At 67.5% G+C, this 26,150-nt stretch carries 23 protein-coding genes and 3 tRNA genes; 22 read left to right on the forward strand and 4 right to left on the reverse strand.

Annotation, left to right across the window (positions count from 1 at the left end; all coding sequences use genetic code 11):
* The first annotated feature begins 29 nt into the window (after positions 1–29).
* Genes OSC27_RS00215 through OSC27_RS00255 form a run of 9 tightly spaced genes read left to right on the forward strand, consistent with a single transcriptional unit; the run spans position 30 to position 9,789 of the window.
* A complete protein-coding gene (locus OSC27_RS00215) occupies positions 30–971 on the forward strand; it encodes an ABC transporter permease (protein ID WP_267179417.1) in 942 nt (313 codons plus the stop codon).
* Positions 968–2,902: a dipeptide/oligopeptide/nickel ABC transporter permease/ATP-binding protein gene (locus OSC27_RS00220; protein ID WP_267179418.1), complete on the forward strand. Its 1,935-nt coding sequence runs from the start codon at positions 968–970 to the stop codon at positions 2,900–2,902. The genes OSC27_RS00215 and OSC27_RS00220 overlap by 4 nt, the downstream gene beginning before the upstream one ends.
* Positions 2,899–3,747 (forward strand): ATP-binding cassette domain-containing protein, encoded by an 849-nt coding sequence (locus tag OSC27_RS00225; RefSeq protein ID WP_267179419.1) that lies wholly within the window; start codon positions 2,899–2,901, stop codon positions 3,745–3,747. The genes OSC27_RS00220 and OSC27_RS00225 overlap by 4 nt, the downstream gene beginning before the upstream one ends.
* Positions 3,744–4,592: an alpha/beta fold hydrolase gene (locus OSC27_RS00230; RefSeq protein ID WP_267179420.1), complete on the forward strand. Its 849-nt coding sequence runs from the start codon at positions 3,744–3,746 to the stop codon at positions 4,590–4,592. Before OSC27_RS00225 ends, OSC27_RS00230 begins: the two co-directional genes overlap by 4 nt.
* The gene (locus OSC27_RS00235) at positions 4,589–5,755 is read left to right on the forward strand and encodes a CapA family protein (RefSeq protein ID WP_267179421.1); all 1,167 of its coding nucleotides are present in this window, start codon (positions 4,589–4,591) and stop codon (positions 5,753–5,755) included. Before OSC27_RS00230 ends, OSC27_RS00235 begins: the two co-directional genes overlap by 4 nt.
* On the forward strand, positions 5,752–6,996 hold the full coding sequence (locus tag OSC27_RS00240; RefSeq protein WP_267179422.1) for a CaiB/BaiF CoA transferase family protein: 1,245 nt from the start codon (positions 5,752–5,754) through the stop codon (positions 6,994–6,996). The genes OSC27_RS00235 and OSC27_RS00240 overlap by 4 nt, the downstream gene beginning before the upstream one ends.
* A complete protein-coding gene (locus OSC27_RS00245) occupies positions 6,993–8,084 on the forward strand; it encodes a 2-hydroxyacyl-CoA dehydratase family protein (RefSeq protein WP_267179423.1) in 1,092 nt (363 codons plus the stop codon). Before OSC27_RS00240 ends, OSC27_RS00245 begins: the two co-directional genes overlap by 4 nt.
* Complete coding sequence (locus OSC27_RS00250; protein WP_267179424.1) at positions 8,081–9,316, forward strand: 2-hydroxyacyl-CoA dehydratase family protein; 1,236 nt, start codon at positions 8,081–8,083, stop codon at positions 9,314–9,316. Before OSC27_RS00245 ends, OSC27_RS00250 begins: the two co-directional genes overlap by 4 nt.
* The gene (locus OSC27_RS00255) at positions 9,313–9,789 is read left to right on the forward strand and encodes a MarR family winged helix-turn-helix transcriptional regulator (RefSeq protein ID WP_267179425.1); all 477 of its coding nucleotides are present in this window, start codon (positions 9,313–9,315) and stop codon (positions 9,787–9,789) included. The genes OSC27_RS00250 and OSC27_RS00255 overlap by 4 nt, the downstream gene beginning before the upstream one ends.
* A 26-nt stretch (positions 9,790–9,815) precedes the next feature.
* Here OSC27_RS00255 and OSC27_RS00260 read toward each other — a convergent pair whose 3' ends face one another.
* Positions 9,816–10,388: a MarR family winged helix-turn-helix transcriptional regulator gene (locus OSC27_RS00260; RefSeq protein ID WP_267179426.1), complete on the reverse strand. Its 573-nt coding sequence runs from the start codon at positions 10,386–10,388 to the stop codon at positions 9,816–9,818.
* Between the two features lie 180 nt (positions 10,389–10,568).
* On the opposite strand from OSC27_RS00260, the gene OSC27_RS00265 reads away from it, so the two are divergent.
* A complete protein-coding gene (locus OSC27_RS00265; RefSeq protein WP_267179427.1) occupies positions 10,569–10,769 on the forward strand; it encodes a DUF2188 domain-containing protein in 201 nt (66 codons plus the stop codon).
* Between the two features lie 6 nt (positions 10,770–10,775).
* On the opposite strand, the gene OSC27_RS00270 is transcribed toward OSC27_RS00265, so the two are convergent.
* Positions 10,776–11,792, reverse strand: coding sequence for a LacI family DNA-binding transcriptional regulator (locus OSC27_RS00270; RefSeq protein WP_267179428.1), 1,017 nt, complete (start codon positions 11,790–11,792; stop codon positions 10,776–10,778).
* A 131-nt stretch (positions 11,793–11,923) separates the two neighbouring features.
* Here OSC27_RS00270 and OSC27_RS00275 point away from each other — a divergent pair.
* Positions 11,924–12,005: transfer RNA gene (locus OSC27_RS00275), tRNA-Tyr, on the forward strand.
* A 47-nt stretch (positions 12,006–12,052) separates the two neighbouring features.
* Here the strand turns inward: OSC27_RS00275 and OSC27_RS00280 are convergent.
* Entirely contained in the window at positions 12,053–12,433 is a 381-nt protein-coding gene (locus tag OSC27_RS00280) for a helix-turn-helix domain-containing protein (RefSeq protein WP_267179429.1), read from the reverse strand.
* Positions 12,434–12,838: 405 nt separating this feature from the next.
* On the opposite strand from OSC27_RS00280, the gene OSC27_RS00285 reads away from it, so the two are divergent.
* Positions 12,839–13,663, forward strand: a complete 825-nt coding sequence (locus OSC27_RS00285; protein WP_267179430.1) for an inositol monophosphatase family protein — start codon at positions 12,839–12,841, stop codon at positions 13,661–13,663.
* A gap of 152 nt (positions 13,664–13,815) precedes the next feature.
* Positions 13,816–14,937 carry a M23 family metallopeptidase gene (locus tag OSC27_RS00290; protein ID WP_267179431.1) on the forward strand — a complete coding sequence of 374 codons (1,122 nt, stop codon included), beginning with the start codon at positions 13,816–13,818 and terminating at the stop codon, positions 14,935–14,937.
* 259 nt (positions 14,938–15,196) lie between these two features.
* Here the strand turns inward: OSC27_RS00290 and OSC27_RS00295 are convergent, their stop codons facing one another.
* The gene (locus OSC27_RS00295) at positions 15,197–16,939 is read right to left on the reverse strand and encodes a glycoside hydrolase family 13 protein (protein WP_416348790.1); all 1,743 of its coding nucleotides are present in this window, start codon (positions 16,937–16,939) and stop codon (positions 15,197–15,199) included.
* A 191-nt stretch (positions 16,940–17,130) separates the two neighbouring features.
* On the opposite strand from OSC27_RS00295, the gene OSC27_RS00300 reads away from it, so the two are divergent.
* From OSC27_RS00300 to OSC27_RS00340, 9 genes are all read left to right on the forward strand, one after another.
* On the forward strand, positions 17,131–18,399 hold the full coding sequence (locus OSC27_RS00300; protein WP_267179432.1) for a sugar ABC transporter substrate-binding protein: 1,269 nt from the start codon (positions 17,131–17,133) through the stop codon (positions 18,397–18,399).
* A 134-nt stretch (positions 18,400–18,533) separates the two neighbouring features.
* A complete protein-coding gene (locus OSC27_RS00305; protein ID WP_267179433.1) occupies positions 18,534–20,207 on the forward strand; it encodes an ABC transporter permease subunit in 1,674 nt (557 codons plus the stop codon).
* Positions 20,207–21,160: a sugar ABC transporter permease gene (locus tag OSC27_RS00310; protein WP_267179434.1), complete on the forward strand. Its 954-nt coding sequence runs from the start codon at positions 20,207–20,209 to the stop codon at positions 21,158–21,160. Before OSC27_RS00305 ends, OSC27_RS00310 begins: the two co-directional genes overlap by 1 nt.
* A gap of 20 nt (positions 21,161–21,180) precedes the next feature.
* Positions 21,181–23,256 (forward strand): glycoside hydrolase family 13 protein, encoded by a 2,076-nt coding sequence (locus tag OSC27_RS00315; RefSeq protein WP_267179435.1) that lies wholly within the window; start codon positions 21,181–21,183, stop codon positions 23,254–23,256.
* Between the two features lie 81 nt (positions 23,257–23,337).
* Positions 23,338–23,409 (forward strand) — tRNA-Thr (locus OSC27_RS00320).
* Positions 23,410–23,437: 28 nt separating this feature from the next.
* Positions 23,438–23,511: transfer RNA gene (locus tag OSC27_RS00325), tRNA-Met, on the forward strand.
* 164 nt (positions 23,512–23,675) lie between these two features.
* Complete coding sequence (locus OSC27_RS00330; RefSeq protein ID WP_267179436.1) at positions 23,676–23,984, forward strand: hypothetical protein; 309 nt, start codon at positions 23,676–23,678, stop codon at positions 23,982–23,984.
* Positions 23,985–24,177: 193 nt separating this feature from the next.
* Positions 24,178–25,269, forward strand: a complete 1,092-nt coding sequence (locus OSC27_RS00335; protein ID WP_267179437.1) for a hypothetical protein — start codon at positions 24,178–24,180, stop codon at positions 25,267–25,269.
* Positions 25,262–26,104, forward strand: a complete 843-nt coding sequence (locus OSC27_RS00340; RefSeq protein ID WP_267179438.1) for a hypothetical protein — start codon at positions 25,262–25,264, stop codon at positions 26,102–26,104. The genes OSC27_RS00335 and OSC27_RS00340 overlap by 8 nt, the downstream gene beginning before the upstream one ends.
* Positions 26,105–26,150: the final 46 nt, after the last annotated feature.

Raw genomic sequence — 26,150 nt, forward strand, 5'->3', positions numbered from 1 at the left:
CGGCCGGGCCCTCTGGAGAACTGCGTCCCATGGTTCGACTCATCGTCAATCGACTGCTTCTGTCGATCGTTCTGATCGTGATCTCCTCGATCGCGATATTCCTGCTGATGTCGCTTGTGCCTGGCGACCCGGCTCGCACGATCCTCGGTGCGAACGCCACGCCCGACTCGATCGCCCGGCTCAGAGACCAACTCGGCCTGGATCAGCCACTGCTGATTCAGTACGGAACGTGGCTCGGCGGGGTGCTGCACGGTGACTTCGGCACATCCGTGTTCAGCGGAGACCCGGTCGAGACGCTGATCCTCGCGCGTGTGCCGGTCACGTTGTCGCTGATCCTTCTGTCGACACTGGTCGTCGCCGTGATCGGTACCGGTCTGGGATTGCTCAGTGCCGTTCGGGGAGGCGTTCTCGGCAAGTTTCTCGACGCCATCTCGCTCGTTGGACTGGCCCTGCCGAGCTACTGGGTTGCAATACTCTTCGTCGCTCTGTTCGCCGTCGCGATTCGCATATTCCCCGCGACCGGCTATACCTCACTTCTGCAGGATCCTGGGCGCTGGCTCCTCTCACTTGTCCTCCCCGTGGCGGCCCTTTCGCTCGGAGGCGTCACGATCGTCGCCAAGCAGATGCGCGATTCCGCGATGGACGTGCTCGCCCGCGATTACATCCGCGTGTTGCGGGCCACCGGCATCCGTGAGCGGTCAATCGTGTTGAAGCACGTTCTGCGCAACGCTGCCCTGCCCTCACTGACCATCCTGGGCATCACGGTAGTCGGAGCCCTGACCGGAGCGGTCTTTGTGGAGAACGTCTTCGTGCTCCCCGGCCTCGGAACACTCGTCACCCAGGCCACCATGTCGCATGACCTGCCGGTCGTACTCGGCGTTGGCGTCTATTTCACCCTGTTCGTGATCATCGTGAACCTGATCATCGATCTGCTCTACGGAGTGCTGAACCCGAAGGTGCGCGTGCCATGAACCGCAGCAATGGAAGCCGTGCGATGTCGGCGGGTCTTGTTCGGCGCGTTCTGCGCAAGCCGCTCGGCGTCGTCTCCGGTGTCGTTCTGATTCTGATCGTCGGTGCCTCGTTCGCCGGGCAGTGGATCGCTCCGCACGACCCACTCGCACAGAATCTCAGAATCGTCAGGCAGGGCCCAAGCGTCGCACACCTGCTCGGTACCGACTCTCTCGGGCGTGACGTTCTCAGCCGCCTGCTCTTCGGCGGGCAGGAGTCGTTGAGTGGCGTCGTCGTGGCGGTCGTCGCCATGCTGATCATCGCGATCCCGCTCGGAATCCTCGCCGGCTACGTCGGCGGGCTGCTCGACCGCGTGATCCTGCGCGTGGTCGATGTGCTGCTGTCGATTCCCGGCACCATCATCACCTTGGCGGTGCTTGCCATCTTCAACAACAACATGTTCGTGGCGATGGTGAGTGTCGGTGTGCTGGCGAGCGGGGCGTTCATCCGCGTCTTTCGCAGCGCTGCGCTCTCTGTGCGGCAGGAGCTCTACATCGGGGCCGCTCGGGTGTCCGGGCTCAGCCGGGTACGCATCATGGCCAACCATGTGCTGCCGCAGATCCGCGGTGTTCTGCTCGTGCAGGTGACTCTGTTCTCCGCGGCGACGCTCGGCATCCAGACGGGCCTCGCGTTCCTGGCGTTCGGGCCGCCGCCTCCGTCTCCGACGTGGGGCGGCATGGTGGCCGAGGCGGCCACGATCATCCAAATCGACCCCTGGCTCCTCGTGCCGACGGGGGGCGTTATCGCGCTCACGACGCTTGCTCTCTGCCTGCTCGGAGACGCCGTACGCGACGCGAACCAGGAGCGCTTCACCCTTGCCGGCCTCGAGGGCAAGCCCTCGGCACCGCAGGCTGGGAAGAGCCAGGTGCACACGACGGGTGCAGACCGAGACGACGAAGCACGGATGGCCGTGACGCCGGGGGCGCTGCTGTCGGTTCGCGGCCTCACGGTCGGATTCGGGGCGGAAGGGCGGGAGACGACCGCGATCCAGCGGGTCGACTTCGACATTCATCCCGGCGAGGTGGTTGGCCTGGTCGGCGAATCCGGAAGCGGCAAGACGGTAACGGCTCTCGCGCTGCTCGGCCTGCTCGGAGCCAACGGCCGCGTGACGGGCGGATCGATCCGGCTGAGCGGCGAAGAACTGGTCGGCATGCCTCACGCTCGCTTGCGGGAGGTGCGGGGAGCTCGGATCGCCATGATTTCGCAGGAGCCGATGGTGGCCCTCGACCCTTCATTCCGGGTGGGCTCGCAGATCGCCGAGGCCGTGCGTGCCCATGACCGGGTCAGCCGAGCCGACGCGCGGGCGCGCTGCGAGGAACTGCTGGCCGCGGTGCGCCTCGACCCCGCGATCGCCCGACGGTATCCGCACGAGATCTCGGGAGGCATGGCTCAGCGCGTGGCGATCGCGATGGCGCTCGCCGGTCGGCCCGAGCTGCTGATCGCTGACGAGCCGACCACGGCGCTCGATGTGACGGTGCAGGCCGACATCCTCGACCTGTTGCGCACAGTTCAGGAGGAGACTCAGATGGCTGTGATCCTGGTCAGCCATGACTGGGGCGTCGTCGCGGACCTCTGCAGCCGGGCCATCGTGATGTACGCGGGCGAGGTGGTGGAGCGCGCACGTGTCGCGGATGTGTTCGCGGCTCCGCGCCATCCGTATACCACCGCCTTGCTGCGCTCGAACCCGCACGGCGCCGAGCCCGGCAAACCGCTGCCGACCATCGGGGGGTCGGTTCCGGCACCGCAGGAGTGGCCGGTCGGCTGCCATTTCGCGGCACGCTGCCCCCTGGCGACCGAGGCGTGCCGCGTTGCGCCGATCGACATCGTGCACCTCGAGGGTGATCGAGCCAGCCGGTGCATCCACATCGACGAGCTTGCCGAGGTGAGAGCATGAGCGCCGAACAGCCGATCCTCGAGGTGACGGACCTGGTGGTGGAACACGGCACCGGCCGTCGTCGCAAGCGCGCGGTCGACGGGGTGAGTTTCGAGATTCCGACCGGCACCACGCTCGGACTCGTCGGCGAGTCGGGTTCGGGAAAGACGACCACCGGCATGGCGATTCTCGGAATGCTGCCGATGTCGGGCGGCCGAGTGCTGTTCGAGGGCCGGGACATCACGCGGATGCCGCGACGCGAGCGCTGCGCCCTCGGGTCGCAGCGGCAGGTGATCTTTCAGGATCCGTACAGCTCACTCGATCCGAGCAAGACGATCGGCTACACCCTTGCGGAGCCGTGCCGGGTCGCCCCGCGCGAGCACCGAATGACGACGGCCGCGATCGCGGATCGCAGCGCGATGCTGTTGCAAAGGGTCGGTCTCAGCCCGGATGCCGCGCGCCGCTATCCCGCCCAATTCTCGGGGGGCCAGCGCCAGCGCATCGCCATCGCGCGATCCCTCATGCTGTCTCCACGGCTGATTGTGTGCGACGAGCCGGTCAGCGCTCTCGACCTTTCCGTGCAGGCGGAGGTGCTCAACCTGCTCTCAGAACTGCAGCAGGACCTCGGGCTGAGCCTGCTCTTCATCTCGCATGACCTCTCGGTCGTACGCCACATCTCGCACGCGATCGTCGTGCTGCAGGGCGGCCGGATTGTCGAGAAGGGCTCGGCGGATCAGGTCTACGAGCGCCCGCGCGAGAGGTACACCCAGACGCTGCTGGCCGCCGCGCCGGTGCCGGACCCTGCTGAGCAGCGGGCCCGGCGTGAAGAACGTCAGCGTCGCCGTATAGAGGAGAGGCAGCAATGAGCGTGATGGATATAGGAGACGGCGAGCTCTGGTACGAGGAGTTCGGCTCGGGCGATGAGATCGTGCTGTCGTCGGCAATGGGATTCGCGGCGGGCGCGTACCCCGAGATCCTCGCTGGCCAACCCACCTCGTACCACGTTTACACGATCCAGGCCCGCGGCTTCGGGCGCTCGACGCACCCGAGCCGGCCGCCGGAGAGCTGGCTCGACCAGTGGGCCGACGATGTCTGCGCGTTCGCCGACTGCCTCGGCGTCGAGCGCTTCATCTACACCGGCATCTCGCACGGGGGAGGGATCGGCTGGCACATCGCCTGCCGCAATCCCGAGCGACTCAAGGCGCTCGTCTCCGTCGTCGGAACCCCGCACGACCGCGAGGGCGGCACGGCGTCGTCCGCCGGTCGCCGCCGGTTCATCGAGCAGCGTCACGACCCTGAGGTCGTGACGGGGATCCTTGAGCACATGGCCGGCTGGAGCGACGATCCCGCGCTGCTGGAGTCGCGCCGGCGCCGCTTCGCCATAGCGGCCGAGGAAGCGGCACGCCGACCCGACGATGAAGCGGAGATCAACCAGGGCAAGCCGTTCCCCGACGCCACCACTGATGAGGCGCTCGCCGAAGTCTACCGAGGCATCAACGTGCCGGTGCTGATACTCGCGGCGATGCGCGATGGCGTCATCTCGCCGCAGTCCGCGTTGCGCGCCGCCGTGAACGTTCGCGGAGCGAAGGCGGTGCTGTTCGAGGACGGCGGCCACATGATCGGCGAGGAGTCCCCGGAGCGTCTCGCTCGTGAGGTGCGCGTGTTCGTCGACGAACTCAACGGCGTCGCGGAACCGCCGATGCGCTCATGATGCGCGCCGTTCCGAATGCGATTCGTATTGCGGCTGTCGGTGACCTCATCGTCGACCGGCCGAACCCCGACCAGTTCTTCACGGCGGCGTCGTCACTCCTGCGGGCCGCCGACGTAGCGATCGGTCAGCTGGAAGTGCCGCATGCGACGACGCGCACCGTGGCGACGGCGGATGTGCCGGCTCCGCCGGCAGACCCCGCGCATCTGGCCGCCGTGGCACGAGCCGGCTTCGACGTTCTGACTCTCGCAGGCAATCACATCGGCGACGCAGGCGGCGAGGGCATCGCCGAGACGATCGAGGCCGCCCGCGCGGTCGGCATGGAGACGACGGGTGCCGGGGCGGATCTCGAGGCTGCGTGCGAGCCCGTCGTCGTGTCGCGTGGGGGGCGCACGATCGGCGTGCTCTCGTTCAACTGCGTCGGCCCGAGGGACAGCTGGGCGACCAGCCGGCGGCCCGGCGGCGCCTACGTGCACGTGCACTCCCACTATGAGGCGGTCGGCGCGAACCCCGGAGGACCACCCACCGTGCACACGTTCGCCGACCCGCGCTCGCTGGCCGACATGCGGCGTCGCACCGAGGAGGCCTCTGCGGCGGTCGACATCCTCGTCGTCGCCCTGCACAAGGGCCTCGTACACGTGCCCGCCGAACTCGCCGCCTACGAGAGCGAGATCGCGCACGCTGCCGTGGATGCCGGCGCCACGGCCGTGATCGGTCATCACGCGCACATCATGCGAGGCGTTGAGCTGTATCGCGACCGCGCGATCTTCCACGGCCTCGGCAATTTCGTGACGGTCACCGACGCCCTCACTCCCGCTGCGGCAGGAATCGAGGAGCAGCGCCGATGGGCCGAGCGCCGCCGCACCCTGTTCGGCTTCGAGCCGGACCCCAGGTTGCCCAGCTGGTACCCGTTTCACCCCGAGAGCCGCAACACGGCCGTCGCCGTGCTCGACGTCTCACCTTCCGGGCATCTGCACTGGGGCATCGTGCCCTGCTGGATCGACGAGAAGGGCAGGCCGGTGCCGCACGGCAATGACGACCTCGGGCGAACGGTCATCGACTACATCCGACGCATCACCGCGGAGGAGGGGTTCCGCACCGAGTTCGCCTGGGAAGGCGACGAGGTGCGCATCCGCTCGTCTGAACAACAAGGAGACACCGAATGAACGACACGGCGCGACCACTGACCGGCAAGACGGTACTCGACCTCACGACCGCGTTATCAGGACCGTATGCCACGCTGCTGCTGGCCGGGCTCGGGGCGCGCGTCATCAAGGTCGAGAACCCGGAGCGCGGCGGAGACACCTCGCGAAACAACGCTCCCTATTACAGCGAGAACGGACTGCAGGCGCGGCGCACCGGCGAGAACGACATGTCGGTGTCGATGATGCTGCGCGGGCGCAACAAGGAGAGCATGACGCTCAACCTGAAGACTCCCGAAGGTCGCAGGGTGTTCCTCGAGCTCGCGGCTACGGCCGACGTCGTCGTCGAGAACTTCAGTGCGGGCGTGACCGAGCGGCTCGGTGTCGATTTCGCCACCCTGCACGAGCTCAACCGTCGACTGGTGTACGCGTCGATCAGCGGATTCGGCGCGCAGGGTGGCCCCGGAAGCGGCAAGGCGATGGACACCATCATCCAGGCGCTGAGCGGCACGATGCTGACCGCGGGAAGTCCCGGCGACCCGCCCGTGCGGTTCGGGCTGCCGATTGCCGACATGGTCGCGCCGCTGTTCGGCGTGATCGGCGTTCTCGCTGCGGTTCTCGAGAGCGAGCGGACGGGCGAAGGGCAGCATGTGGACGTCTCGATGCTCGGTACCCTCACTTCGCTCGTTGCCTGTGAGCCGTTCGACGCATTCGAGAAGATCGGGATGCCGTTGCGCACCGGCTCATACGTTCCCCGGCTCGCGCCGTTCGGCGTCTTCGCCACCCAGGACGGCTGGTTTGCCCTGTGCGGACCGACCGACGCCTTCAGTGAGGGCGTCATGAAGGCGCTCGGTGTGCCCGAGCTCGCGGACGACGACCGATTCTCCCGGCGCGACAACCGCGTGCATAACGCCGATGAGCTGCACGCCATGATCGCGGGGTGGGCGCAGCACCTCACGGCGGCGGAAGCGGTTCGGCGCCTCGAGGAGCACGGTGTTCCCTCGGCGCCCGTTCGCGAAACCGGTGACGCGGTTCGCGATCCGCTCGTGCTCAGCCGTGGCGAAGTCGAGCAGCTCCGCCACCCCGTCTTCGGCGTCGCCGAGGAGCTCTACGGATCCGGCGTGCCCATCATCTTCTCCGGCAGCAGCACATCGCTCGACCGGCCCGCACCCTGGCTGGGCGAGCACACCGCGTCGGTGCTCACGGAGCTCCTCGGTTACGACGAGGGGCAGATCGCGGCTCTGAAGGATGCCGGCGCCCTATGACATCGGAACTCGAACGAGCGGCGCGCGATGTGCGCTCCGCGGTGGCGATCGTGGCCGCGTCGGGCCGGCCGGTGATTGGAATCGTTGGGCGCGACGTGCCCGCCGTGCTCGTCGCCGCCTCCGGCGCGCATCCGTACCGCATTGCCCCCGGCGACGAGCTGACCGACGAGGCGGATGCGGTGATGGGGCGCGCGGTCGATCGTGCGGCGTCACGGGTGCTGGCGGCGGTGATGGCAGGATCGCTGGACTTCCTCCGCGGCATTCTCGTCTCGCGCGACTGCGAGGCGTCGGTGCGGCTGTTCTACACGCTGCAGGAGCTGCACCGACGCGGCGCGATCGCCCCTCCGGTGCACCTCGTTGATCAGGTGCACCAGAACCGCGAGAGCACACTGCAGTACAACGTCGCTCAGCTCGCGACGATGTGGGAGATGGTCGAGGCGTGGGCTTCGGGCGGCATCTCGACGCGGTCAATCGAGGCAGCGCGAAATGAGCTCGCGGATGTTCGTGGCGAACTCGAGCGACGGCGCTCCTGGCGGCGGTCCGGGAGACTCAGCGGCACGGCGGCCCTGCATGGCTACCGGGTCGCTGCGGCGCTGCCGCCGACCGATGCGGCGCGACTGTTGCGCGACGCAGGTTCGGAGGCCGACGATGCCGGCTTCCCGGTCTTCCTCACGGGAAGCGCGCCGCTCGGGGATGAGGTGTACCGCGCCATCGAGGGCGCGGGCGCCAGGGTCGTGGGCGAGGACCACGACTGGGGTGACCCGATTCTCACCGACCGGCTCCCGGCACGGATCGCGCGGGACAGAGACTCTCTGCTACGCGAGCTCGCGACGGCCCGCCTTGCTGGTGCGCCCGCCGCGGCATCGTCGACGATGGCCGCCAGGGCGAAGGCAACGCGCGAGGCAATCGCGGCGAGCGGCGCCCGTGCACTGCTGAGCGTGGTGCGCCCGCACGACGAGGCCCCGGCGTGGGACTGGCGGCACCAGCGCGAACAGGCCGACGTGGCCGCCGCGATGGTGCGCGGCGAGGCGGCCGACGACCTCGAACAGGTCGTGGCGGTCGTCGAGACGCTGCGAGCCGCATCGTGACGCGGCTGGAATCCGCGTCGGCCGCCCTTACCCATCAGCGCGAGTGGTTTGCGTCGTTGCGCGCCGCCGTCGCCGACGGCGAGAGATTCGCGCTGGTGAACGCCGACGCGCCGCAGGAAATTCTGCGCGCGATGGGAATCCCGTACGTCGTCAACCAATGGTGGGCGTCGATCGTGACGGCCAAGCAGGCCGCCGCCGAGAGCCTCGAGCAGGTCGCGCGCAGCGGCTACCCGGACGACAGCAGGCAATACGACGTGCTCGCCCTCGGGTCCCGCGGGCTGGATGCCGAAGGCGCGCCCTGGGGCGGCCTTCCCAAGCCGGATCTCGTCATCGCGGAACTGAGCGGGGATGCCACCGGCAAGGTTTTCGAGGCCTGGACGGACGACCCATCGATCGGCTACTTCGCCTACGAGCGCACGGCCGCCATCACGCCGGACGGGCCGTGGTGGGAACTGGCCCGGTGGCACTGGGACCGGGTCTTCGGGCCGGAGCGCATTGCCTTGATGGCGGCGGAGAACCGGCTGCTCATCGAGTTTCTCGAGGAACGTACCGGGCGCACGTTCGAGTTGAGCAGGCTTGAGCGCGTGATGCGGCTGATCAACGAGCAGGAGGAGTACAACCGGGAGACCCGCGACCTGATCGCGGCGGCCCGGCCCACTCCCGTGCGCGTGTCAGACACGATTCCCGCGGTCATGGTTCCGCAGTGGCATCGGGGCAGCGAATGGGGAAGGGACGCGGCAAGGGCCTTGCGCGACGAGGTCGCCGGCATGGTCGCTGCGGGGGGCGCCGTTTGCGAGGGGGAGCGTACCCGCCTGATGTGGGTTGGCCGAGGTCTCTGGAGCGACACCTCCATGTACCGTCGGTTCGAGGAGGAGTACGGCGCCGTCTTCGTGTGGTCGATGTACCTCGCGATCGCCGCGGACGGCTACATCCGTTACGGTGACGACGCCATCCAGGCCCTCGCGGCGCGCTTCGTCGGCATCACCGATCTGCTCTACGCGCCGCCGCTCGCGCCGGAATGGTACGTGAAGGAGGCCAGGACGCACGGGGTCGACGGGGTGGTGCATCTCGTCGCAGACGACGTTCCCGGCGCTTCATTCATCACGCTCGCGCTTGAGGAAGCGGGCATCGCCGTGCTCGAGATCCGCGCAAGCAACGCCGACCCTCGCACGCTCGACCTCAGCGATGTCGAGCATGCGATGAGTGCCTTCATCGCCGGGCTGGCCACGTGAGCGTCGAGACGGCGCGCCCTCCGGGTCCGGCTGACGCGGGGCGTGAGGGCGTGACGCTGCTGTACCTCATTAAGCAGGTCGAGCTGGCCATCCGTTCCCGGCTTGAGTCGGTGACCCGCGAGGCCGGTCTGACCGTGACGCAATACACCGCGCTCACCGTTCTCGCGCGGCGCCCCGGCCTGACATCCGCCGAGCTGGCGAAGAATTCGTTCGTGCGACCGCAGTCGATGTCGACGGTCACGGCGGAACTGGAAGAGCACGGCATGGTGTCGCGCGCGCGCGATCCGTCGCACCACCAGCGACAACTTCTGACCGTCACAAGCGCCGGACATGAACTGCTTGAGCGTTTGAGGCCCGCCGTCGGCTGGATCGAGGAGCAGATGGTCTCGACCCTGCCGGAGGGCGACATTGAGCACCTGCGGCACGCGCTGCAGTTCTGCCGCTTCGGACTGGGCGGCGGCTGGCCGCACTGAGCAGGGTTTTCAGGCGGACGCGAGGTTCACGAGGGGGGCTGGCGGGTGCGCCGATGGGCGACGGCACGCAGCTCTTCAGCCGTGTCGCCGAAGTAGCCCCCGGCGATGGTGTCTGCGGCCTGCTGCAGGGCAGGCAGCAGAATGCGGCGTTGCTCCTCGTCGAGCCCGGCCAGCACCCGCGCCTCGATACCGGCAATGCGGTCGGTGCAGGCCTTGAGCACGGTCCGGCCCGCAGACGTGAGCGCGGTCTTGCGCACCCGGCCGTGGTTTGGGTCGTCGGTACGCGCCACGAATCCGCGACGTTCGAGATCGGCGAGAACGTGATTGGCCGATTGCGGTGTGACGAACATGAGACGGGCAAGCTCTGCGTTCGACCGGCCGACGTCATCGCTCGTCGCCAGAAGCAGGTGGTACTCGGCGACTGTGATGTCGTTATCCGCAGCGACGAGTTCTACCGCGCGTTGCAGCGACCGCGCCAGGCGTTGCGTGACCCATTCGAGCCTGCCGACCGCATCCGCTGGCGCAGTTGCGCGATGTCGCCGGGAATAGTTCGAACCGACAGGTGCCTCGGTCGTGCCCATTCGTGCTCCGTCGTCCACTGCCACACTCTATCGGCCAGCAGTTGACGGCGGGGTTGTCGCCGCGGCATCCGCCGGGTTAGCTGAAAGCGAGGGCGACTGAACACAGACCGCACAACCCAGACCGCAGACCACATACCGCAGGTCATAGACCAAGATCACCGATAGCAGCCGACAGGCGACAGCATCCGAGGAGGAGCGATGGCCACGGGCGACGTTGAGACGTTCGACAACCAGGGGCAATGGGTCAACCGGGTGGTGGGCGAGCCCGAGCGCTCCCGCAGCTTCTCGAGTAAAGAGGAGGCGATCCAGGACGGCCAGGCGCTCGCCGACGAGCTGGGCACGCGCCACGTCGTGATCGAGTCGGAGTCGACGGGAGCCATCACCGATCCGGGTGAGTGAAGCGTCCTACCCGACGGGCGGCGCCGTGCTCGCCCGCACGGCGAGGCTGAACGGCAGCGACTCACTCGTCGAGGGCTGCTCCACGGCATCCGTCGCCAAGCGTTGCATGAGCAGCTCGACGGCACGCTCGCCCTGCTGCTCGGGGAACTGCTCCACGGTCGTGAGCCCGAAGAACTCGGCGAGTTCGTGGCCGTCGATGCCGATGACCGAGACGTCGTGCGGCACGCTCAGCCCCAGGTCGCGCGCCGCGAGAATGGTGCCGATGGCCATTTCGTCGGATGCCGCGAACACCGCCGTCGGTCGCGAACTCTGCTCGCCCAGCAGCTGGGCCGCCGCGCGGTAGCCGCCCTGAATGGTGAAGTCACCGGCGTGGAACGGCATGGATTCGGGCGCCAGGCCCGCGGCGCGCATCGCCTCGTCGTAGCCGGTGCGGCGGCTGGCGGGCATGTGGAAGTCGAGATCGCTCGCTTCGTTTCCGCCGATGTGGCCGATGCGCGTGTGGCCGAGCGCGAGCAGATGCTCGGTGGCGAGGCGAGCCACCCGCACGTCGTCGATCATGAGCGTCGGAACGCCGGCAAGCGGACCTCCCACCCCGACGACGGGCTTGCCGAGCGCCAGCAGCCGGCTCACCTCGTCTTCGGTGAGCTCGAGCGAGATGGCGATGACGGCATCCACTCTCTTGCGAAGCAGGAAGTGCTCGAAGACGCTGCGGCGCTCGTCACCGCCGCCGGCGAGGTTGTAGAGGGTGAGGTCGTAGCCGGCGCGAAGCAGCGCACGCTCGGCGCCCTCGATGACCGAGGAGAAGAACCAGCGGTTGAGAAACGGCACGACCGCGCCCACGTTCTTCGTGCGCCCGGAAGCGAGACTCGAGGCGTTGGACGACACGACGTAGCCCAACGAGTGCGCGACGTCGACGACCCGCATTCGAGTCGCGGGGGAGACCGCGCCGTTGCCGCTGAGCGCCCGCGAAACCGTGGCGGTGGAGACGCCGGCGAGCCGCGCGACCTCGTCGATACCGCCCATAGCCCCCTCGCAAGCGCTTGCACAATGTTCAGGCAATCCTACTGACCACGACGATTTACGGATGCGGCGCAGCGCCTAGTATCCTTGTGAAGCGCGCTCGGCCAGGTGAATACACGTGGTCGAGGGCGCATGGCGAGTTACCCAAGCGGCCAAAGGGATCTGACTGTAAATCAGCTGTCTACGACTTCGGGGGTTCGAATCCCTCACTCGCCACTTTGTGATGAGTCGGGTCATCGTTCATAGATGAGTCGGGTCATTGTTCATAGATGAGTCGGGTCATTGTTTAGTTTCGGAGCCCGGCCATCGGCCGGGCTTCTTTGTTTGGTTGCGCCAGTAGTTCTTGTTGGGTTCGATGTTGTAGGTGCCGAGGATTTCGCCGGTGGTGTGGTCGGTGACGGTGGCTTGGTGTTCGTCGATGAGGATGAGGACGTTTTTGTGAGCGTGGTGTCGACCGACGCCGAGGCGGCCGAGCTGGAGCGAGGCCGTCGACTGCGCGGCTCCAGAGCCTCCAGGCCGCCGGCCTCGTATCGGGTTACGAGCGTGTGTACCCACCGCCAGGAAACGTTGAACTTGGCGGCAGCTTCAGCCTTGGTGAGTCCCTGGTGGACGACGGACAACACGATCACACGAGCTTTCGACATGAACCATCGTTGCCGCCACCTGGCTATGAACGATGTCGCGACTCATCTATGAACGATGTCCTGAACCCAGACACCTCACTCGCCACTTTTTCCAGGTGTCCGCTCCGGCGCTCGCGTGTGTTGCTGCTCGCGCTCCGGCGCTCGCGTGTGTTACTGCTCGCGCTCCGGCGCCGTCCGCTTCGTAGGCGGGTTCTCGGCGTGCCGCGCGTCGCCGAGTGTGGGTGTTCGCGACGAACCATGCAGGTGGAACACCCTCGTTCGTCGCGAACACCCACGCTCGACGGCGCGGCTGGGGCGGGTGGCCTGCCACGCTCGACGGCGCGGCTGGGGCGGGTGGCCTGCCACGTTCGACGGCATGGCAGGGCGGGCGGCCCGCCACGCTCGGCGGCATGGCAGGCTGGGGGGATGTCTCCCTCCCCGACCGAACCCACCGAACTGCTCGACCTCGCCCGCGACCTCTCGCTGAAGGCCGGCGAGCTGGTGCGAACCCGCCGTGCCGCCGGCGTCGAGGTGGCGCAGACGAAGTCCAGCCAGACGGATGTCGTCACCAACGCCGATCGCGAGTCCGAGCAGCTCATCCGCTCCCTGCTGGCCGAGGCCCGGCCGCACGACGGCTTCTACGGCGAGGAATCCGACGCCACGGCGGGCACCAGCGGCCTCACCTGGGTGGTCGACCCGATCGACGGCACCACGAACTACCTCTACGGCGTTCCGGCGTATGCCGTGAGCATCGCAGTGGTGGAGGGCGAGGCCGACCCGACCGCGTGGAGCGCCCTCGCGGCATCCGTCTACAACCCGGCGACCAACGAACTGTTCACGGCGTCGCGCGGCGGCGGGGCGCGTCTCGGCGACCGGCGCCTGGCGGTGCCCGCATCGACGCCGCTCGCTCTCGCTCTCGTCGGCACCGGCTTCGGTTACGACGCCGGCCGTCGCGAGAGGCAGGCTGCGGTGGTGCAGCGGCTGATCGGGCGGGTGCGCGACATCCGCCGCATCGGCGCCGCTTCTCTCGACCTGTGCAATGTCGCCGCCGGTCGGCTCGACGCGTATTACGAGCGGGGCCTCAAGCCGTGGGACCATGCCGCAGGCGCCCTCATTGCCGCCGAGGCGGGCGCGCGGGTGGGCGGCCTCGACGGCGCAGCGGCGACAGAGGCGTTCACCCTCGCTGCCCAGCCCGAGCTCTTCGAGGCGCTCGAGCGCCTTTTGAAAGATTTCAACGCGGCCGATTGCTGAGCACGAGGGGCACCCGGATTGGTCATGGTGCTCTCAGCCTCGAGCCGCTATTCTTTATCCGTTCGTTACCAAAATCGGTTTCCGCCGAAGCCACGAACCGCACCACCCGAACCCGATTGAAGCCGGAAGTACCTTCGCCTGTGTCTGAACCCGTGGATCGCACCGCTGTGAGCGGCCCCGAAACACGGTCGACCCCGATTCGCTTCGAAGCGGATGCCGCAGCTGCGCCGCTGACGCGCCGCGAGCTGCGGGCGCGCGAACGTGCCGAGGCCGCCGCCGCCGGCGCCCCCGCTCCCGGCGCCGGCGAACACGACGCCACCGCTCTCGTCGCCGTCGAGGCCGCCGCTCCCGTCGCCGTCGAGTCCACCGCTCCGGCTTCGACCCCAGGCGCCGCGCAACCCGCCGTCGAGCCCACCACTCCGGCTCCGACCCCGGGCGCCGCGCAACCGGTCGCCCTGCCCGAGGGTCCCTTGCGCATGCCGCCGCTGGTCTCAGCACGCCAGCACGCGCACTCCGCCCCTCACCGATCCGCGCACAAGGGCCGCGGGCGTGCCAGGGTGCGCAAGAGCGCGAGCCTCGTGGCCATGACGTTCGTCGCCGCGATGGCGATCGCCACATCCGTTCCCGCGGTTGCCCTGCTGAGCCCCGCTGACGTGGCCGCGCAGGCCGATCCCGTCTCCCGCACGGTCGCTGCTGCCGGGGATTCCCTGCCGTCGCAGTCGCTCACGACGGGCGCCGACGTGAGCGAGCAGGCCGTCGTTCGCGATGGCTACGACGTGAAGTCGTTCCAGCAGGTTGTGGCGCTGAGCCACATGCGCATCGCCGACACGTTCACCAATGACCCGCTCGGCACGATCCAGTGGCCGTTCCCGGTCGGTGTGCCGATCGCCTCGTACTACGGGCCACGCATCGCCCCCACCGAGGGAGCCTCGACCTTCCACGAGGGCGTCGACTTCGACCCGGGCGCGGGGGTGCCGATCCAGGCGATCGCCGACGGCACGGTGCGCGAGGTCGATCCGTACAACGACAACGCACTCGGCGTGCACGTCATCATCGACCACATGATCGACGGTCAGCTCGTCTCCAGCGTCTACGGGCACATGCGCCCGGGCTCGCTGAAGGTCGTCAAGGGCCAGCAGGTGAAGGTGACCGACATCATCGGGAACGTCGGTTCCACGGGAATCTCGACGGGGCCGCACCTGCACTTCGAGATCCGCCTGAACGGCACGACGAACGTCGACCCGTTCGCGTGGCTCAAGGCTCACGCCAACTGAGGCCCCCGCGACCTGAGAGGTCGCTCTAACCCGCGCCGGCTCCCAGCGGCTCGCGGGACCCTTAAGTGCGTCGCGAGACCCGTTGTATAGGGTCCCGCGAGCCGGTATCGGGTCCCGCGAGGGGGGCGAGGGTCGGGCGGGGTGGGGTCAGGCGAGGGTCGGGCGGGGTGGAGTCAGGCGAGGGTCGGGCGGGGTGGAGCCAGGCGAGCCGGCCTCAGGCGGGCCGGCCTCAGGCGGGCCGGCCTCAGGCGAGCCAGCCTCAGGCGAGCCAGACCGTCGTGTCGGCCGGCAGCAGGCGCCCGTCGAGCGGCCCGCTCGCCAGCAGCACCTCGCCGTCGCCGAGTTCAACGCTCGTCGAGCCCGTGTTCGCGATCACGGTGACATCGCCGTTGCGCAGTGCGACGACCTGCTCCGGGTATCCGTCGAGCCACCGCACCTCGCCGAGCCCGAGCCCGTGCGCCTTGCGCTCCGCGAGCAGCCGCGTGTATAGCGCCAGCGTCGAGGCGGGGTCGCCCTCCTGCGCGTCGCGCGCGTAGCGGGCCCAGTCGGCGGGCTGGGGCAGCCAGCTCTCGCCCGTGCTGTTGAAACCGAAGGCCGGGGACGCCGCCCGCCACGGGAGCGGCACGCGGCATCCGTCGCGCCCATAGCGCTCGCCGTTCGTGCGGGTCCACGTCGGGTCCTGCCTGGCGTCGTCGGGAAGGTCGATGACCTCGGGAAGGCCAAGCTCCTCGCCCTGGAACAGGTAGCTCGAGCCCGGCAGCGACAGCATGAGCGCCGTGGCCGCCCGGGCGCGGCGCAACCCCAGCTCGGCGTCCGGGCGCACGGGCATGTTCGGGCCGATGCCGTGCCCCTGGGGGTTGTCGAACGTGAGCGCGAGACGCGTCGCGTGGCGCACCACGTCGTGGTTCGACAGCACCCACGTGCTGGGCGCACCGACGGAACCGAACGCCGCGAGCGACGTGTCGATCACGCCGCGAAGAGCGGACGCCTGCCACGGCATCTCGAGGTATGCGAAGTTGAACGCCTGGTTCATTTCGTCGGAGCGCACCCACTTGGCGAGCTTCGACATGGGCTCGACCCACGCCTCGGCGACGAGCACGCGGTCGCCCTCGTACTCGTCGAGGATGCGGTGCCAGTCGCGGTAGATGTCGTGCACGCCCTCCTGCGCCCAGTACGGCGCGGTCGGCGGCTCTGCTTCGGCGGCCGGCTGCATGCCGTCGAGTGCACCGTCGCTCGGCGCGCCGCCGCCCATGCTGCCGCCCTCAGCCGGCGGCGTGTAGTCGGGCAGACCGGGGGCCTTGATCATGCCGTGCGCCACGTCGACACGGAACCCGTCGACGCCGCGGTCGAGCCAGAACCGCAGCACGCCGCGGAACTGCTCGCGCACCCATTCGTCCTGCCAGTTGAGGTCTGGCTGGCTCGAGTCGAACAGGTGCAGGTACCACTGGCCGGGCGTGCCGTCGGGCTCGGTGACGCGGGTCCACGCGCTGCCGCCGAAGACGGACTCCCAGTTGTTGGGTGGAAGCTGCCCCTCATCGCCCTGGCCGTCGCGGAACAGGTAGTGCTCCCGCTCGACGCTGCCGGGAGCCGATGCGAGGGCCGCCTGGAACCAGGCGTGGTCACTCGACGTGTGGTTGGGAACGATGTCCACGATCACGCGCATGCCGAGCTCGTGGGCGCGCCACTGCATCCGCTCGAAGTCGTCAAGGGTGCCGAACGCCGGGTCGACCTGGCAGTAGTCGGCGACGTCGTAGCCCGCGTCCCGCTGCGGCGAGGTGAAGAACGGCGAGAGCCAGATCGCGTCGACGCCGAGCCGCTGCAGCTCGGGCAGGTGCGCCGTGACGCCGGGCAGATCGCCGAGGCCGTCGCCGTTCGCGTCGGCGAACGAGCGCGGATACACCTGGTAGATCACGGCCGAACGCCACCACTCGCGCCCCTGCGCGTCTGGTTCCTGCGCGGGGGCCGACAGCGACGTCATCGTCTTCTGAGAGGTGAGCAGCATGGTCTTCCTTACTATCGAACAGCGGATGCCGCGGGCGGGTCTGAAATCCCTTGCGCAAGCTGTTGCAATTCTAATCACTCTCTTGCTATAACTGTAAGCGCTTGCAACATTCCTGGGAGAACGGCCTCTCGCCTTGATCGTGTTCGGTCAGGAGAGCGGCGTTCTTTCCGAACACACAGAAAGGCACACCAATGAAGGTGACCAAACGGTCCTTGGTGAGCGCGGCTGCTCTCGCCGTGGTGGCTATCTCGGCCACTGCCCTCTCGGGCTGCTCCTCCGCCGGCAACGACTCGTCTGGCTCAGACAGCCTCAGCAAGGGTTCGCAGACGCTTACTCTCTGGGTCGACACGGAGCGCGCGCCAGCGCTGAAAGACGTGGCAGCCCAGTTCAAGAAGGACACCGGGGTAACGGTCAAGCTGGTCGTCAAGGACTTCGCGAACGTCGACAAGGACTTCATCAGCCAGGTTCCGACCGGCAAGGGCCCCGACATGATCGTCTCGCCTCACGACAAGCTCGGCGCGTACGTGCAGAACGGCGTCGTCGCCCCGCTCGAGCTCGGCAAGAAGCTCGACGAGTTCGCGAAGGTGGCCGTGCAGGCGGTCACGTATGACGGAAATGTCTACGGCCTGCCGTACTCCATCGAGAACGTCGCGCTGCTGCGCAACACCGCCCTCGTGCCCGACGCCTCGAAGACGTTCGACGAGGTCATCTCGAAGGGCAAGGCAGCGGTCGCGGCCGGCAACGGCGTGAAGTACCCGTTCCTGCTCGGCCTCGACCCCAAGCAGGGTGACCCGTACCACATGTACCCGCTGCAGACGTCGTTCGGCTCCTCGGTGTTCGCCCAGAACTCCGACGGCACCTACGACCCCACCAAGCTCACCCTCGGTGACGAGGCCGGCCTGAAGTTCGCGGCCGCCATCAAGAAGTGGGGCCAGGAAGGCGTGCTGAACGCCAACATCACGGGCGACATTGCGCTCGACGCGTTCGAGAAGGGCCAGTCGCCGTACTACCTGACGGGCCCGTGGAACGTTCCCGCCATCAAGGCTGCCGGCATCAAGTACGCAATCGACCCGCTGCCGTCTGCTGGTGGGCAGGATGCACAGCCGTTCCTCGGCGTCAATGCCTTCTTCATCAGCTCCAAGAGCAAGAACAAGGTCGCCGCGACCAAGTTCCTCGTGGACTACCTGGGCACCGACGCGGTGCAGAAGCAGCTGTACAAGATCGGCGGCCGCCCGCCGGCGCTCACGAGCACCTACGACGAGGTCAGCAAGACCGACCCCGATATCAAGGCGTTCGGTGACATCGGCCTGAACGGCGTTCCCATGCCCGCGATCCCTGAGATGGGTGCGGTCTGGGCCGACTGGGGTGCGGCCGAGCTGCAGCTCATCAAGGGCGACGGCGATCCCACGACAGTGTGGAACACCGCAGTCAGCAACATCGAGTCGAAGCTCAAGGGCTAGAACTCGAACGCGACGAGTCGGAGCCGGTGCCACGCGTGCCGGCTCCGACTCGCGCAGAGAATGAACCGCGCGGGGCATGGTGCCCCAAGCGGCCGCACGCTGAACACCGAAGTACCGGGAGTACGTGAGTCACGATGGCGAACGACAACGGTCGAGCGACGACGCTCGACGTGAAGGCTAACGCGAGCGCCAAGGCGAATGGCGTGAGCCCCGCGGGTGGGCGAGGCACGGGCGGTGGGCCGGCATCCGCTCGTCTTCCGCGCGGAGGCGGCAGCGGCATGGTCGGCCTGCTGGTAAAGATCGTGTTGCTGGGCCTGCTCGACGCGATCGTGGTGTGGGCGGTCATCGTGATGGCCGGGCTCGCCATGTGGATTCCCGTCGTCATCACCGTGATCGTCACGGGCATCATCAACTGGATCTACCTCGGCAGCGGCAAGCGGCTCCCCGCCAAGTACCTCGCACCCGGGGTGGTTTTCCTTCTGATCTTCCAGGTGTTCGTGCTGATCTTCAGCGGCTACGTCGCGTTCACCAACTACAGCGACGGCCACAACAGCACCAAGGACGACGCCATCGCCGCCATCAGCGCGGCCGGCATGAAGCGCGTGCCCGACTCACCGGCGTACCACGTGAGCGTTCTCGAGCGCGACGGCAAACTGTTTCTGCTCGCGACCGACCCCGAGGGCTCCGTCTTCGTCGGCGGCGAGGATTCCCCGCTGAAGCCGGTGACGAACGCGAGCGAGGATTCGACGGGAGCGGCCAACGGCATCCCCGGGTATCACACCCTCAGCCTCAGTGAGGTGCTCAACCGGCAGTCGGATGTCACGGAGCTCTCTGTGCCGCTCTCCGACTCGCCCGCCGACGGGCAGCTGCGCACCGACGACGCGAGCACCGCGTACGTGTTCCGCGCGAACGTTTCGTACGACCCGAAGACCGACACGTTCACATCGGGCGACGGCACGGTGTACGTTGACGACGGCAACGGCCAGTTCGCCACGCGCGACGGCGCCAAAACGTTGAGCCCCGGCTGGAAGGTCGACGTGGGCTTCGACAACTTCGTTCGGGCGTTCACGAACGAGCAGATCGCCGCGCCGCTCTGGCGCGTGATCGTGTGGACCTTCGCGTTCGCGATTCTCTCCGTTCTCTCCACCTTCGCGCTCGGCCTGTTCCTGGCGATGGTGCTCAACCACCCGCGACTGCGCGGCAAGAAGGTGTACCGCGTTCTGGTGATCCTGCCGTACGCCTTCCCCGCGTTCCTCTCCGGACTCGTGTGGGCAGGCCTCATGAACCCCGAGTTCGGGTTCATCAATCAGGTTCTCTTCGGCGGTGCCGAGATACCGTGGCTGACCGCGCCCTGGCTCGCGCGGTTCAGCGTGCTGCTCGTGAACCTCTGGCTCGGCTACCCCTATATGTTCCTCGTGTGCACCGGTGCGCTGCAGTCTCTGCCTGAAGAAGTGGATGAGGCGGCGCGCGTCGACGGCGCCAGTCCGTGGCGCATCTTCCGGGCCATCAAGCTGCCCCTGCTGCTCGTCTCGGTCGCGCCGCTGCTGATCGCCTCGTTCGCGTTCAACTTCAACAACTTCAACGTCATCTACATGCTCACCAAGGGATGGCCGCGGTTCACCGACACCACACTCGACATCGGCTCCACCGACCTGCTCATCACCATGGTTTACAAGGTGGCGTTCGGCCAGGGCGGCGTGCGCGACTACGGTCTGGCGAGCGCACTGTCGATCCTCATCTTCATTCTGGTCGCCGTGGTATCGATCATCGCGTTCCGGCGAACCAAAGCACTGGAGGAGATCAACTGATGTCCGAATCGACTGCACCCTCGGCCGTCGGCGTCGCCGCGGCATCCGCTGGTCTTATCGATGGCGAGGACGAGCGCCGCATCCCCACGAAACGGCCCGTGCGGCCCGGGCGCTGGTTCCGCGACACCGGCTGGCGTCATGTGGTGGCGGTCGTGCTCGTGGTGTTCGCGGTGTTCCCGCTGCTCTACGTGGTGAGCGCGTCGCTTCGGCCGAACGGCACGCTCGTGGGCTCGAACGCGCTGTTCACGAGCCTCGACCTGACCAACTACGTGAAGCTGTTCCAGAACCCGAGCCAGCCGTTCGGGCTGTGGTTCATCAACACGCTGATCATCGGCGGCATCACCGCGGTGCTCACGGTGTTCCTTGGCGCGATGGCGGCGTACGCGTTCTCGCGCATGCGGTTCACGGGGCGACGCGTGGGGCTGCTGTCGCTCATGCTCATCCAGATGTTCCCGCAGTTCCTGGCCGTCGTGGCCATCTTCCTGCTGCTGGCGGCGATCGGCGACGTGTTCCCGGCGCTCGGCCTGGGCAGCCAGCTGGGGCTCATCATGGTCTACCTGGGCGGCGCCCTGGGCGTGAACACGTACCTTATGTACGGGTTCTTCAACACCGTGCCCGTGTCGATCGACGAGGCGGCGAAGATTGACGGCGCGAGCCATGCGCAGATCTTCTTCACGATCATCCTGCGGCTGGTCGCGCCCATTCTCGCCGTGGTTGGGCTGCTGTCGTTCATCGCCTCGACAGGCGAGTACGTGATCGCGAGCATCGTGCTCACCGACCCGAACACGCAGACGCTCGCGGTCGGCCTCTACGCGTTCATCTCGCAGAAGTTCTCGAACAACTGGAGCATCTTCGCCGCGGGTGCCGTGCTCTCGGCACTGCCCGTGATGGCCGTGTTCCTCGGGCTGCAGAAGTACATCGTCGGCGGGCTCACCGCGGGCAGCGTCAAGTGACGGGGCGGTATCGTCGTCACGTGCTTGAACCGCATCACGACGGATCGCCCCTGTATGTCTCGACCCAGTCGCCTCGCCTGGGCGAGCGCGTGCTCGTGCGCGTGCGCGTACCCGCGGGCTACGGCCCACTGAAGGCCGTGCGCGTGCGGTCGAACCCCGACCACGAGCCCGTGTGGGCGGATGCCGCGCCGCGCGCCGCGCCCGTGCATCGCGGCGGGGTCGCGTCTGCAGGCGGCGGGGTTGCAACCGTGGATGATCGCGCGGTCGCGGCCGCCGACGCGTGGCAGTGGTGGCAGGCCGAGGTCGTGGTGGAGAACCCGCGCCACGGGTACCGGTGGGTGTTCGAGCACGCCGACGGCACGGTGGAGTGGCTGAACCAGGCCGGTCTCACCCGGCTCGAGGCGCTCGACGCCGACGATTTCGCGCTGCTCACCTACGACGCCCCACCGGAGTGGCTCGCCGCGAGCGTTCTCTACCAGGTCTTCCCCGACCGTTTCGCGCGCTCGGCCGCCGCCGATGCGCGGCCGACGCCCGAGTGGGCCATCCCCGCTGAATGGGGCGACCCCGTCGACCCGGTGCCGCCGGGCCGGGCGCTGCAGTTCTACGGCGGCGATCTCGACGGCGTCGTCGAGCACCTCGACCACCTGCAGGCGCTCGGCGCGAACCTGCTGTACCTCACGCCCGTGTTCCCGGCGGCCTCGAACCATCGGTACGACGCCTCGAGCTTCGACGAGGTCGACCCGCTGCTCGGGGGCGACGACGCGCTCGTGCGGCTGGTGCGCGCGGCACACGCCCGCGGCATCCGTGTGATCGGTGATTTGACGAGCAATCATTCCGGCGACCGTCACGAGTGGTTCCGGGCGGCATATGGCACGCCGGATGCGCCCGAGAGCGACTTCTACTACTTCGAGAACGCGGCCAACACCGCGTACGTGTCGTGGCTCGGCACCCCGACGCTGCCGAAGTTCGACTGGAACTCGGCCGAGCTGCGGCGCCGGTTCATCGAGGGGCCGGATTCGGTCGTGGCGCGCTGGCTGAAGCCGCCGTTCTCGCTCGACGGCTGGCGTATCGACGTTGCGAATATGACGGGGCGCTACCGCACCGACGACCTCAACGCCGACGTGCGCCAGACCATTCGGCGCACGATGGTCGAGGCGAACCCCGACACGATTCTGCTCGCGGAGTCGACGAACGATGCGGCGAGCGACTTCCAGGGTGACGCGTGGCAGGGCGCCATGACGTACACCGGTTTCACCCGGCCGCTGTGGGGCTGGCTGAGCTCTCCCGTGCCCGTGCCGCGCATCGAATTCGACGGCGGTGCGACGAGCGAGCCGTGGTTCTTCGGCCAGCCGATCGGCGGAATTCCGCGATACACCGCAAGCGATTTCGTGGCGGCGAACACGCGGTTCACGGCCGGCTTTCCGTGGCGCGTTCGCACGGCAAACATGAACGCGCTCGACACGCACGACACCGCCCGGTTTCGCACGCATGCGGCACCCGGAACCGTGCCGGTCGCGCTCGGCTTGTCGGTGGCGCTGCCGGGCATTCCGGTGGTCTTCGCGGGCGACGAGTTCGGGCTCGTCGGTGCCGACGGCGAAGAGTCGCGCACGCCGATGCCGTGGGGCAGCGAGGAGTCGCCTCCGGTCGCATCCACGCTGGCGCTGTACCGGCAGCTGCTCGGCCTGAGGCGGGCGCACCCGGTGCTCTCGCACGGCGGACTGCGCTGGCTGCACGCCGACGACGAGACGCTCGTGCTGGTGCGCGAGTCTGCCGAGGAGTGCGTGCTGGTGCTCGCCTCGCGCGGCGACGCCGACGTGACGCTACCGGTCGGCGCCGTTACCGGGGCGGGTGCAGGCGCGGGTGCAGGTGCAGGTGCGGGCACGGATGCTGCGCAGCTCCTCACCGGCGACGCGACCCTCACCCGGGCTGACTCTGACGCCAGTGGTTCCGGGAGTCCCGATGGTTCCGGTGGTTCCGGTGGTTCCGGTGGTTCCGGGCGTCCCGGTGGCCTTGGTTCGGGCCTTCGGTTGCAGGCCTCGGGGCCGGTCTTCGCGGTATGGTCGCTGCCCGGTGTCGACGCCCCTGCATGGGGCTGACGCAGTGCGATTTCGAGGCCGCGCGAGATGATATCCTCGTACGGTTGCCGAGAATCCCGCGTGTCTGGCGGGCACGGCTTCGCCCCCTTAGCTCATTGGTAGAGCACTTCCTTGGTAAGGAAGAGGTAGTGGGTCCGATTCCCACAGGGGGCTCGACCAGCCGCATGTCATGGCTGGCCGCGGCGGGGTAGCTCAGGTGGTTAGAGCACACGGCTCATAATCGTGGTGTCGCGGGTTCAAGTCCCGCCCCCGCTACAAGGCCCCGAGATCTCGCCATCTCGGGGCCTTTTGCGTTTCCGTGCTCGAACTTCGTTCGCGTCGCACGGCATTGGCGTCTTCGTAACGATGATGTTCAGCTGCGACTGCTCTATTCGCGGATGCGGGGTCGCCAAAATCGCGTTGTAGATGTTGCCGCAAACGTGGCTGACATCGCCGAGATTGCTGCGGACTCGAGAGTTGTGGCATCCGGTGTCAGCGACCCGCGCGCAGGGCTCTCGGCCGCAGGCGAGTTCGAGGGCTACATCGCGGCTGCCGATTTGGATGCATTCTTACGCGAAAATCTGCTGGTTGAGTCCGCATCACCGAATATCCGCCTTCATGTCGTCGCGGACAGGCCTTCCGAGCCTGTCGGTCTGGGGCTGGTCATTGGCGACCTTGTTGACTGGAGCCGTCCGCGCGAGAGTGGCCGCGCGCTCGAGCTGTTGAAGGGAATCGAATGGTGCTGTTAATGTTGCCCGCCGTGACCGCTGCGTGCTCGAGCACCTACTGAAGTGACGCCGGCTGCTGGGGCCGATGCCCCACAGATATTGCTACAAATCTCCCGATGAATCGTCCACAACTCTCCCGCTAAAGACTAGTTCTGGCGGTGATGGGTCCGCTGTGCCTTCGGTTTGCGCATTCGCATTCGTTCCAGAAAGTGCTATGTTCCATGATATGCGGAACGGCACTAGCTACGGGACGACCGGTCTGATCGACCGTTTCATGCAGTACTTGCGCGGGGTCGTGCCCCTCGGTACACGCAACCAACTCGCCCTGCCGTCGTTGCCAGGCGAGGGTGGTTGGGATACGCGTATCCGCTGGACCATCGCGACTCAGTCTGTAGAGCTCGGCGTTGCAGTGAGGCTCTCTGCGGATGCCATTGAGGTCGATCGACTGCCGCGCACGGATCCGGCCGTAGCTCCGGTGCTGATCGCTCCTTTTATCCCTCTCCGCAAGAAGCAGATGCTCGAACAGACGGGCTGGTCATATTGGGATACCACGGGAAACGCTCTGATCCGCCTCACCAAGCCGGTTGTTCTCGTCCGGCAGCAGGGTGCCTTGAAGGATCCGGACCCGGAAGTGAAGCCGATCGCCCGACTGAGGTCTTTGAAAGGGCAGGCGGCGTCTGAGGTGATGGTCGGCCTCTTGGCAAACGAGGGCCGAACTGCGTCTATCAGGGACTTCGCACGACAATACAAATTGCCGGCATCCACCGTAAGTCGCGTCGTATCACTGTTGCGGGATGAGAACTATCTCCAGCCGACCGGCCCAGGCCCGATCGTGATCGAGGATCGGCTGGCCGCCGCGCAGCGGTGGGCAGCGGACTACAGCTTCGAGAAGACCTTCCACGCAGGACGATACTTCTCGCTCTTCGGCCCGGACCTTGCTTTGCAGCGCATCAACGATGCAGGCGTGCCCTACGCCATCACCGGCGTCACGGCCGCAAACGAATGGCTGCGCGGTCGGGGTCGCACAGCGAGCTTGCCGGCAACCGAACTGTGGGTCTATACGACGGACCTGGCTGCTCTACAACGGGCAGCGGACCTCGCCCCTGATCGCCGCGAAGGCACCATCCGTGTCGCGGAGTGCGAGTTCCTCAACCGTGGTGAGCCTGCCCGATTGGTTGACGGATTGCGTTACGTTACCCCATGGCGAAATGTGGGCGACCTGCTGGCGGCGCCTGGCCGCCTCGCTGGCATTGGCGAAGATCTTGCACAGGACCTGATCGAAGGTCGGTGGATGGCCGATGTCTGACCCAAACATTGCACCCGAATACGTCGCCGCCCGTCGCGCCGTGTTGGACGTACTCGAAGTGCTTCACGAGCAGTGCGCCGGACTCATTCTGGTCGGTGCCCAAGCGGTCTACTTGCACGCCCCAGCCGATCAAACCAGGCAGCCGACCTATACCACCGATGGCGACCTCGCCATCGATCCTGACCTGTTGACGGAGCGGCCGGACATCGGCGAGACGCTCCTGGCCGCGGGATACCAACCACATAGCAGCCCAGGGACGTTCTTCGCGCCAAACGGTATCGAGATCGACCTCATGGTTCCTGCTGGGGCTCTGCCTCCATCATCGCGACGGACTGCGCCGTTGCGCGGGCAGAGCCCCTCAACCGCCCGACGAACGGCTGGCCTCGAACTGGCGCTGCTCGACTCGGCCCCGAAGGCGATCACTGCTCTGGATCCAGCGGACGCTCGAACGGTCACACTCCGTGTTGCGGGGCCCGCTGCACTGGCCGTGGCGAAACTAACCAAGCTCGCCGAGCGGCTTGCCGGACTGCGGCGTGAGCGGGTGCTCTCCAAAGACGCCGGGGACCTTCTCCGCCTCCTGCGCTATTGCGACGCTCAAGCCATCGGTCATCGCCTCCACGAACTGAGTGGCGGGACTACCGGATCGCATGTCATTGAGCCGGCGACCGGTTTCCTTCGCGATGATCTTTCCTCCCGCAACCCAGAACTGATCCGGCTCGCGGTCGATGATCTGGACGGGATCGAACCTGCGGCGCAGGTCGAGACGGCGTTCCGTGTGCTGGCCGCGCGCATGCTTGCGGCCTATGGCATCGACAATGGACGCCAACACGGTTGAAAGACGCCTGGTGTCCGTTGAATTTGAATTGCTAGCGATACCGGTG

The sequence above is a fragment of the Microbacterium sp. STN6 genome (assembly GCF_026410545.1).
Taxonomy (GTDB): Bacteria; Actinomycetota; Actinomycetes; order Actinomycetales; family Microbacteriaceae; genus Root112D2.

Coding starts and splice junctions, on each gene's coding strand:
- OSC27_RS00215 (WP_267179417.1), top strand. CDS start 30: ATGGTTCGACTCATCGTCAATCGACTGCTTCTGTCGATCGTTCTGATC.
- OSC27_RS00220 (WP_267179418.1), top strand. CDS start 968: ATGAACCGCAGCAATGGAAGCCGTGCGATGTCGGCGGGTCTTGTTCGG.
- OSC27_RS00225 (WP_267179419.1), top strand. CDS start 2,899: ATGAGCGCCGAACAGCCGATCCTCGAGGTGACGGACCTGGTGGTGGAA.
- OSC27_RS00230 (WP_267179420.1), top strand. CDS start 3,744: ATGAGCGTGATGGATATAGGAGACGGCGAGCTCTGGTACGAGGAGTTC.
- OSC27_RS00235 (WP_267179421.1), top strand. CDS start 4,589: ATGATGCGCGCCGTTCCGAATGCGATTCGTATTGCGGCTGTCGGTGAC.
- OSC27_RS00240 (WP_267179422.1), top strand. CDS start 5,752: ATGAACGACACGGCGCGACCACTGACCGGCAAGACGGTACTCGACCTC.
- OSC27_RS00245 (WP_267179423.1), top strand. CDS start 6,993: ATGACATCGGAACTCGAACGAGCGGCGCGCGATGTGCGCTCCGCGGTG.
- OSC27_RS00265 (WP_267179427.1), top strand. CDS start 10,569: ATGGCCACGGGCGACGTTGAGACGTTCGACAACCAGGGGCAATGGGTC.
- OSC27_RS00270 (WP_267179428.1), bottom strand. CDS start 11,792: ATGGGCGGTATCGACGAGGTCGCGCGGCTCGCCGGCGTCTCCACCGCC.
- OSC27_RS00280 (WP_267179429.1), bottom strand. CDS start 12,433: ATGTCGAAAGCTCGTGTGATCGTGTTGTCCGTCGTCCACCAGGGACTC.
- OSC27_RS00285 (WP_267179430.1), top strand. CDS start 12,839: ATGTCTCCCTCCCCGACCGAACCCACCGAACTGCTCGACCTCGCCCGC.
- OSC27_RS00295 (WP_416348790.1), bottom strand. CDS start 16,939: ATGCTGCTCACCTCTCAGAAGACGATGACGTCGCTGTCGGCCCCCGCG.
- OSC27_RS00300 (WP_267179432.1), top strand. CDS start 17,131: ATGAAGGTGACCAAACGGTCCTTGGTGAGCGCGGCTGCTCTCGCCGTG.
- OSC27_RS00305 (WP_267179433.1), top strand. CDS start 18,534: ATGGCGAACGACAACGGTCGAGCGACGACGCTCGACGTGAAGGCTAAC.
- OSC27_RS00310 (WP_267179434.1), top strand. CDS start 20,207: ATGTCCGAATCGACTGCACCCTCGGCCGTCGGCGTCGCCGCGGCATCC.
- OSC27_RS00335 (WP_267179437.1), top strand. CDS start 24,178: ATGTTCCATGATATGCGGAACGGCACTAGCTACGGGACGACCGGTCTG.
- OSC27_RS00340 (WP_267179438.1), top strand. CDS start 25,262: ATGTCTGACCCAAACATTGCACCCGAATACGTCGCCGCCCGTCGCGCC.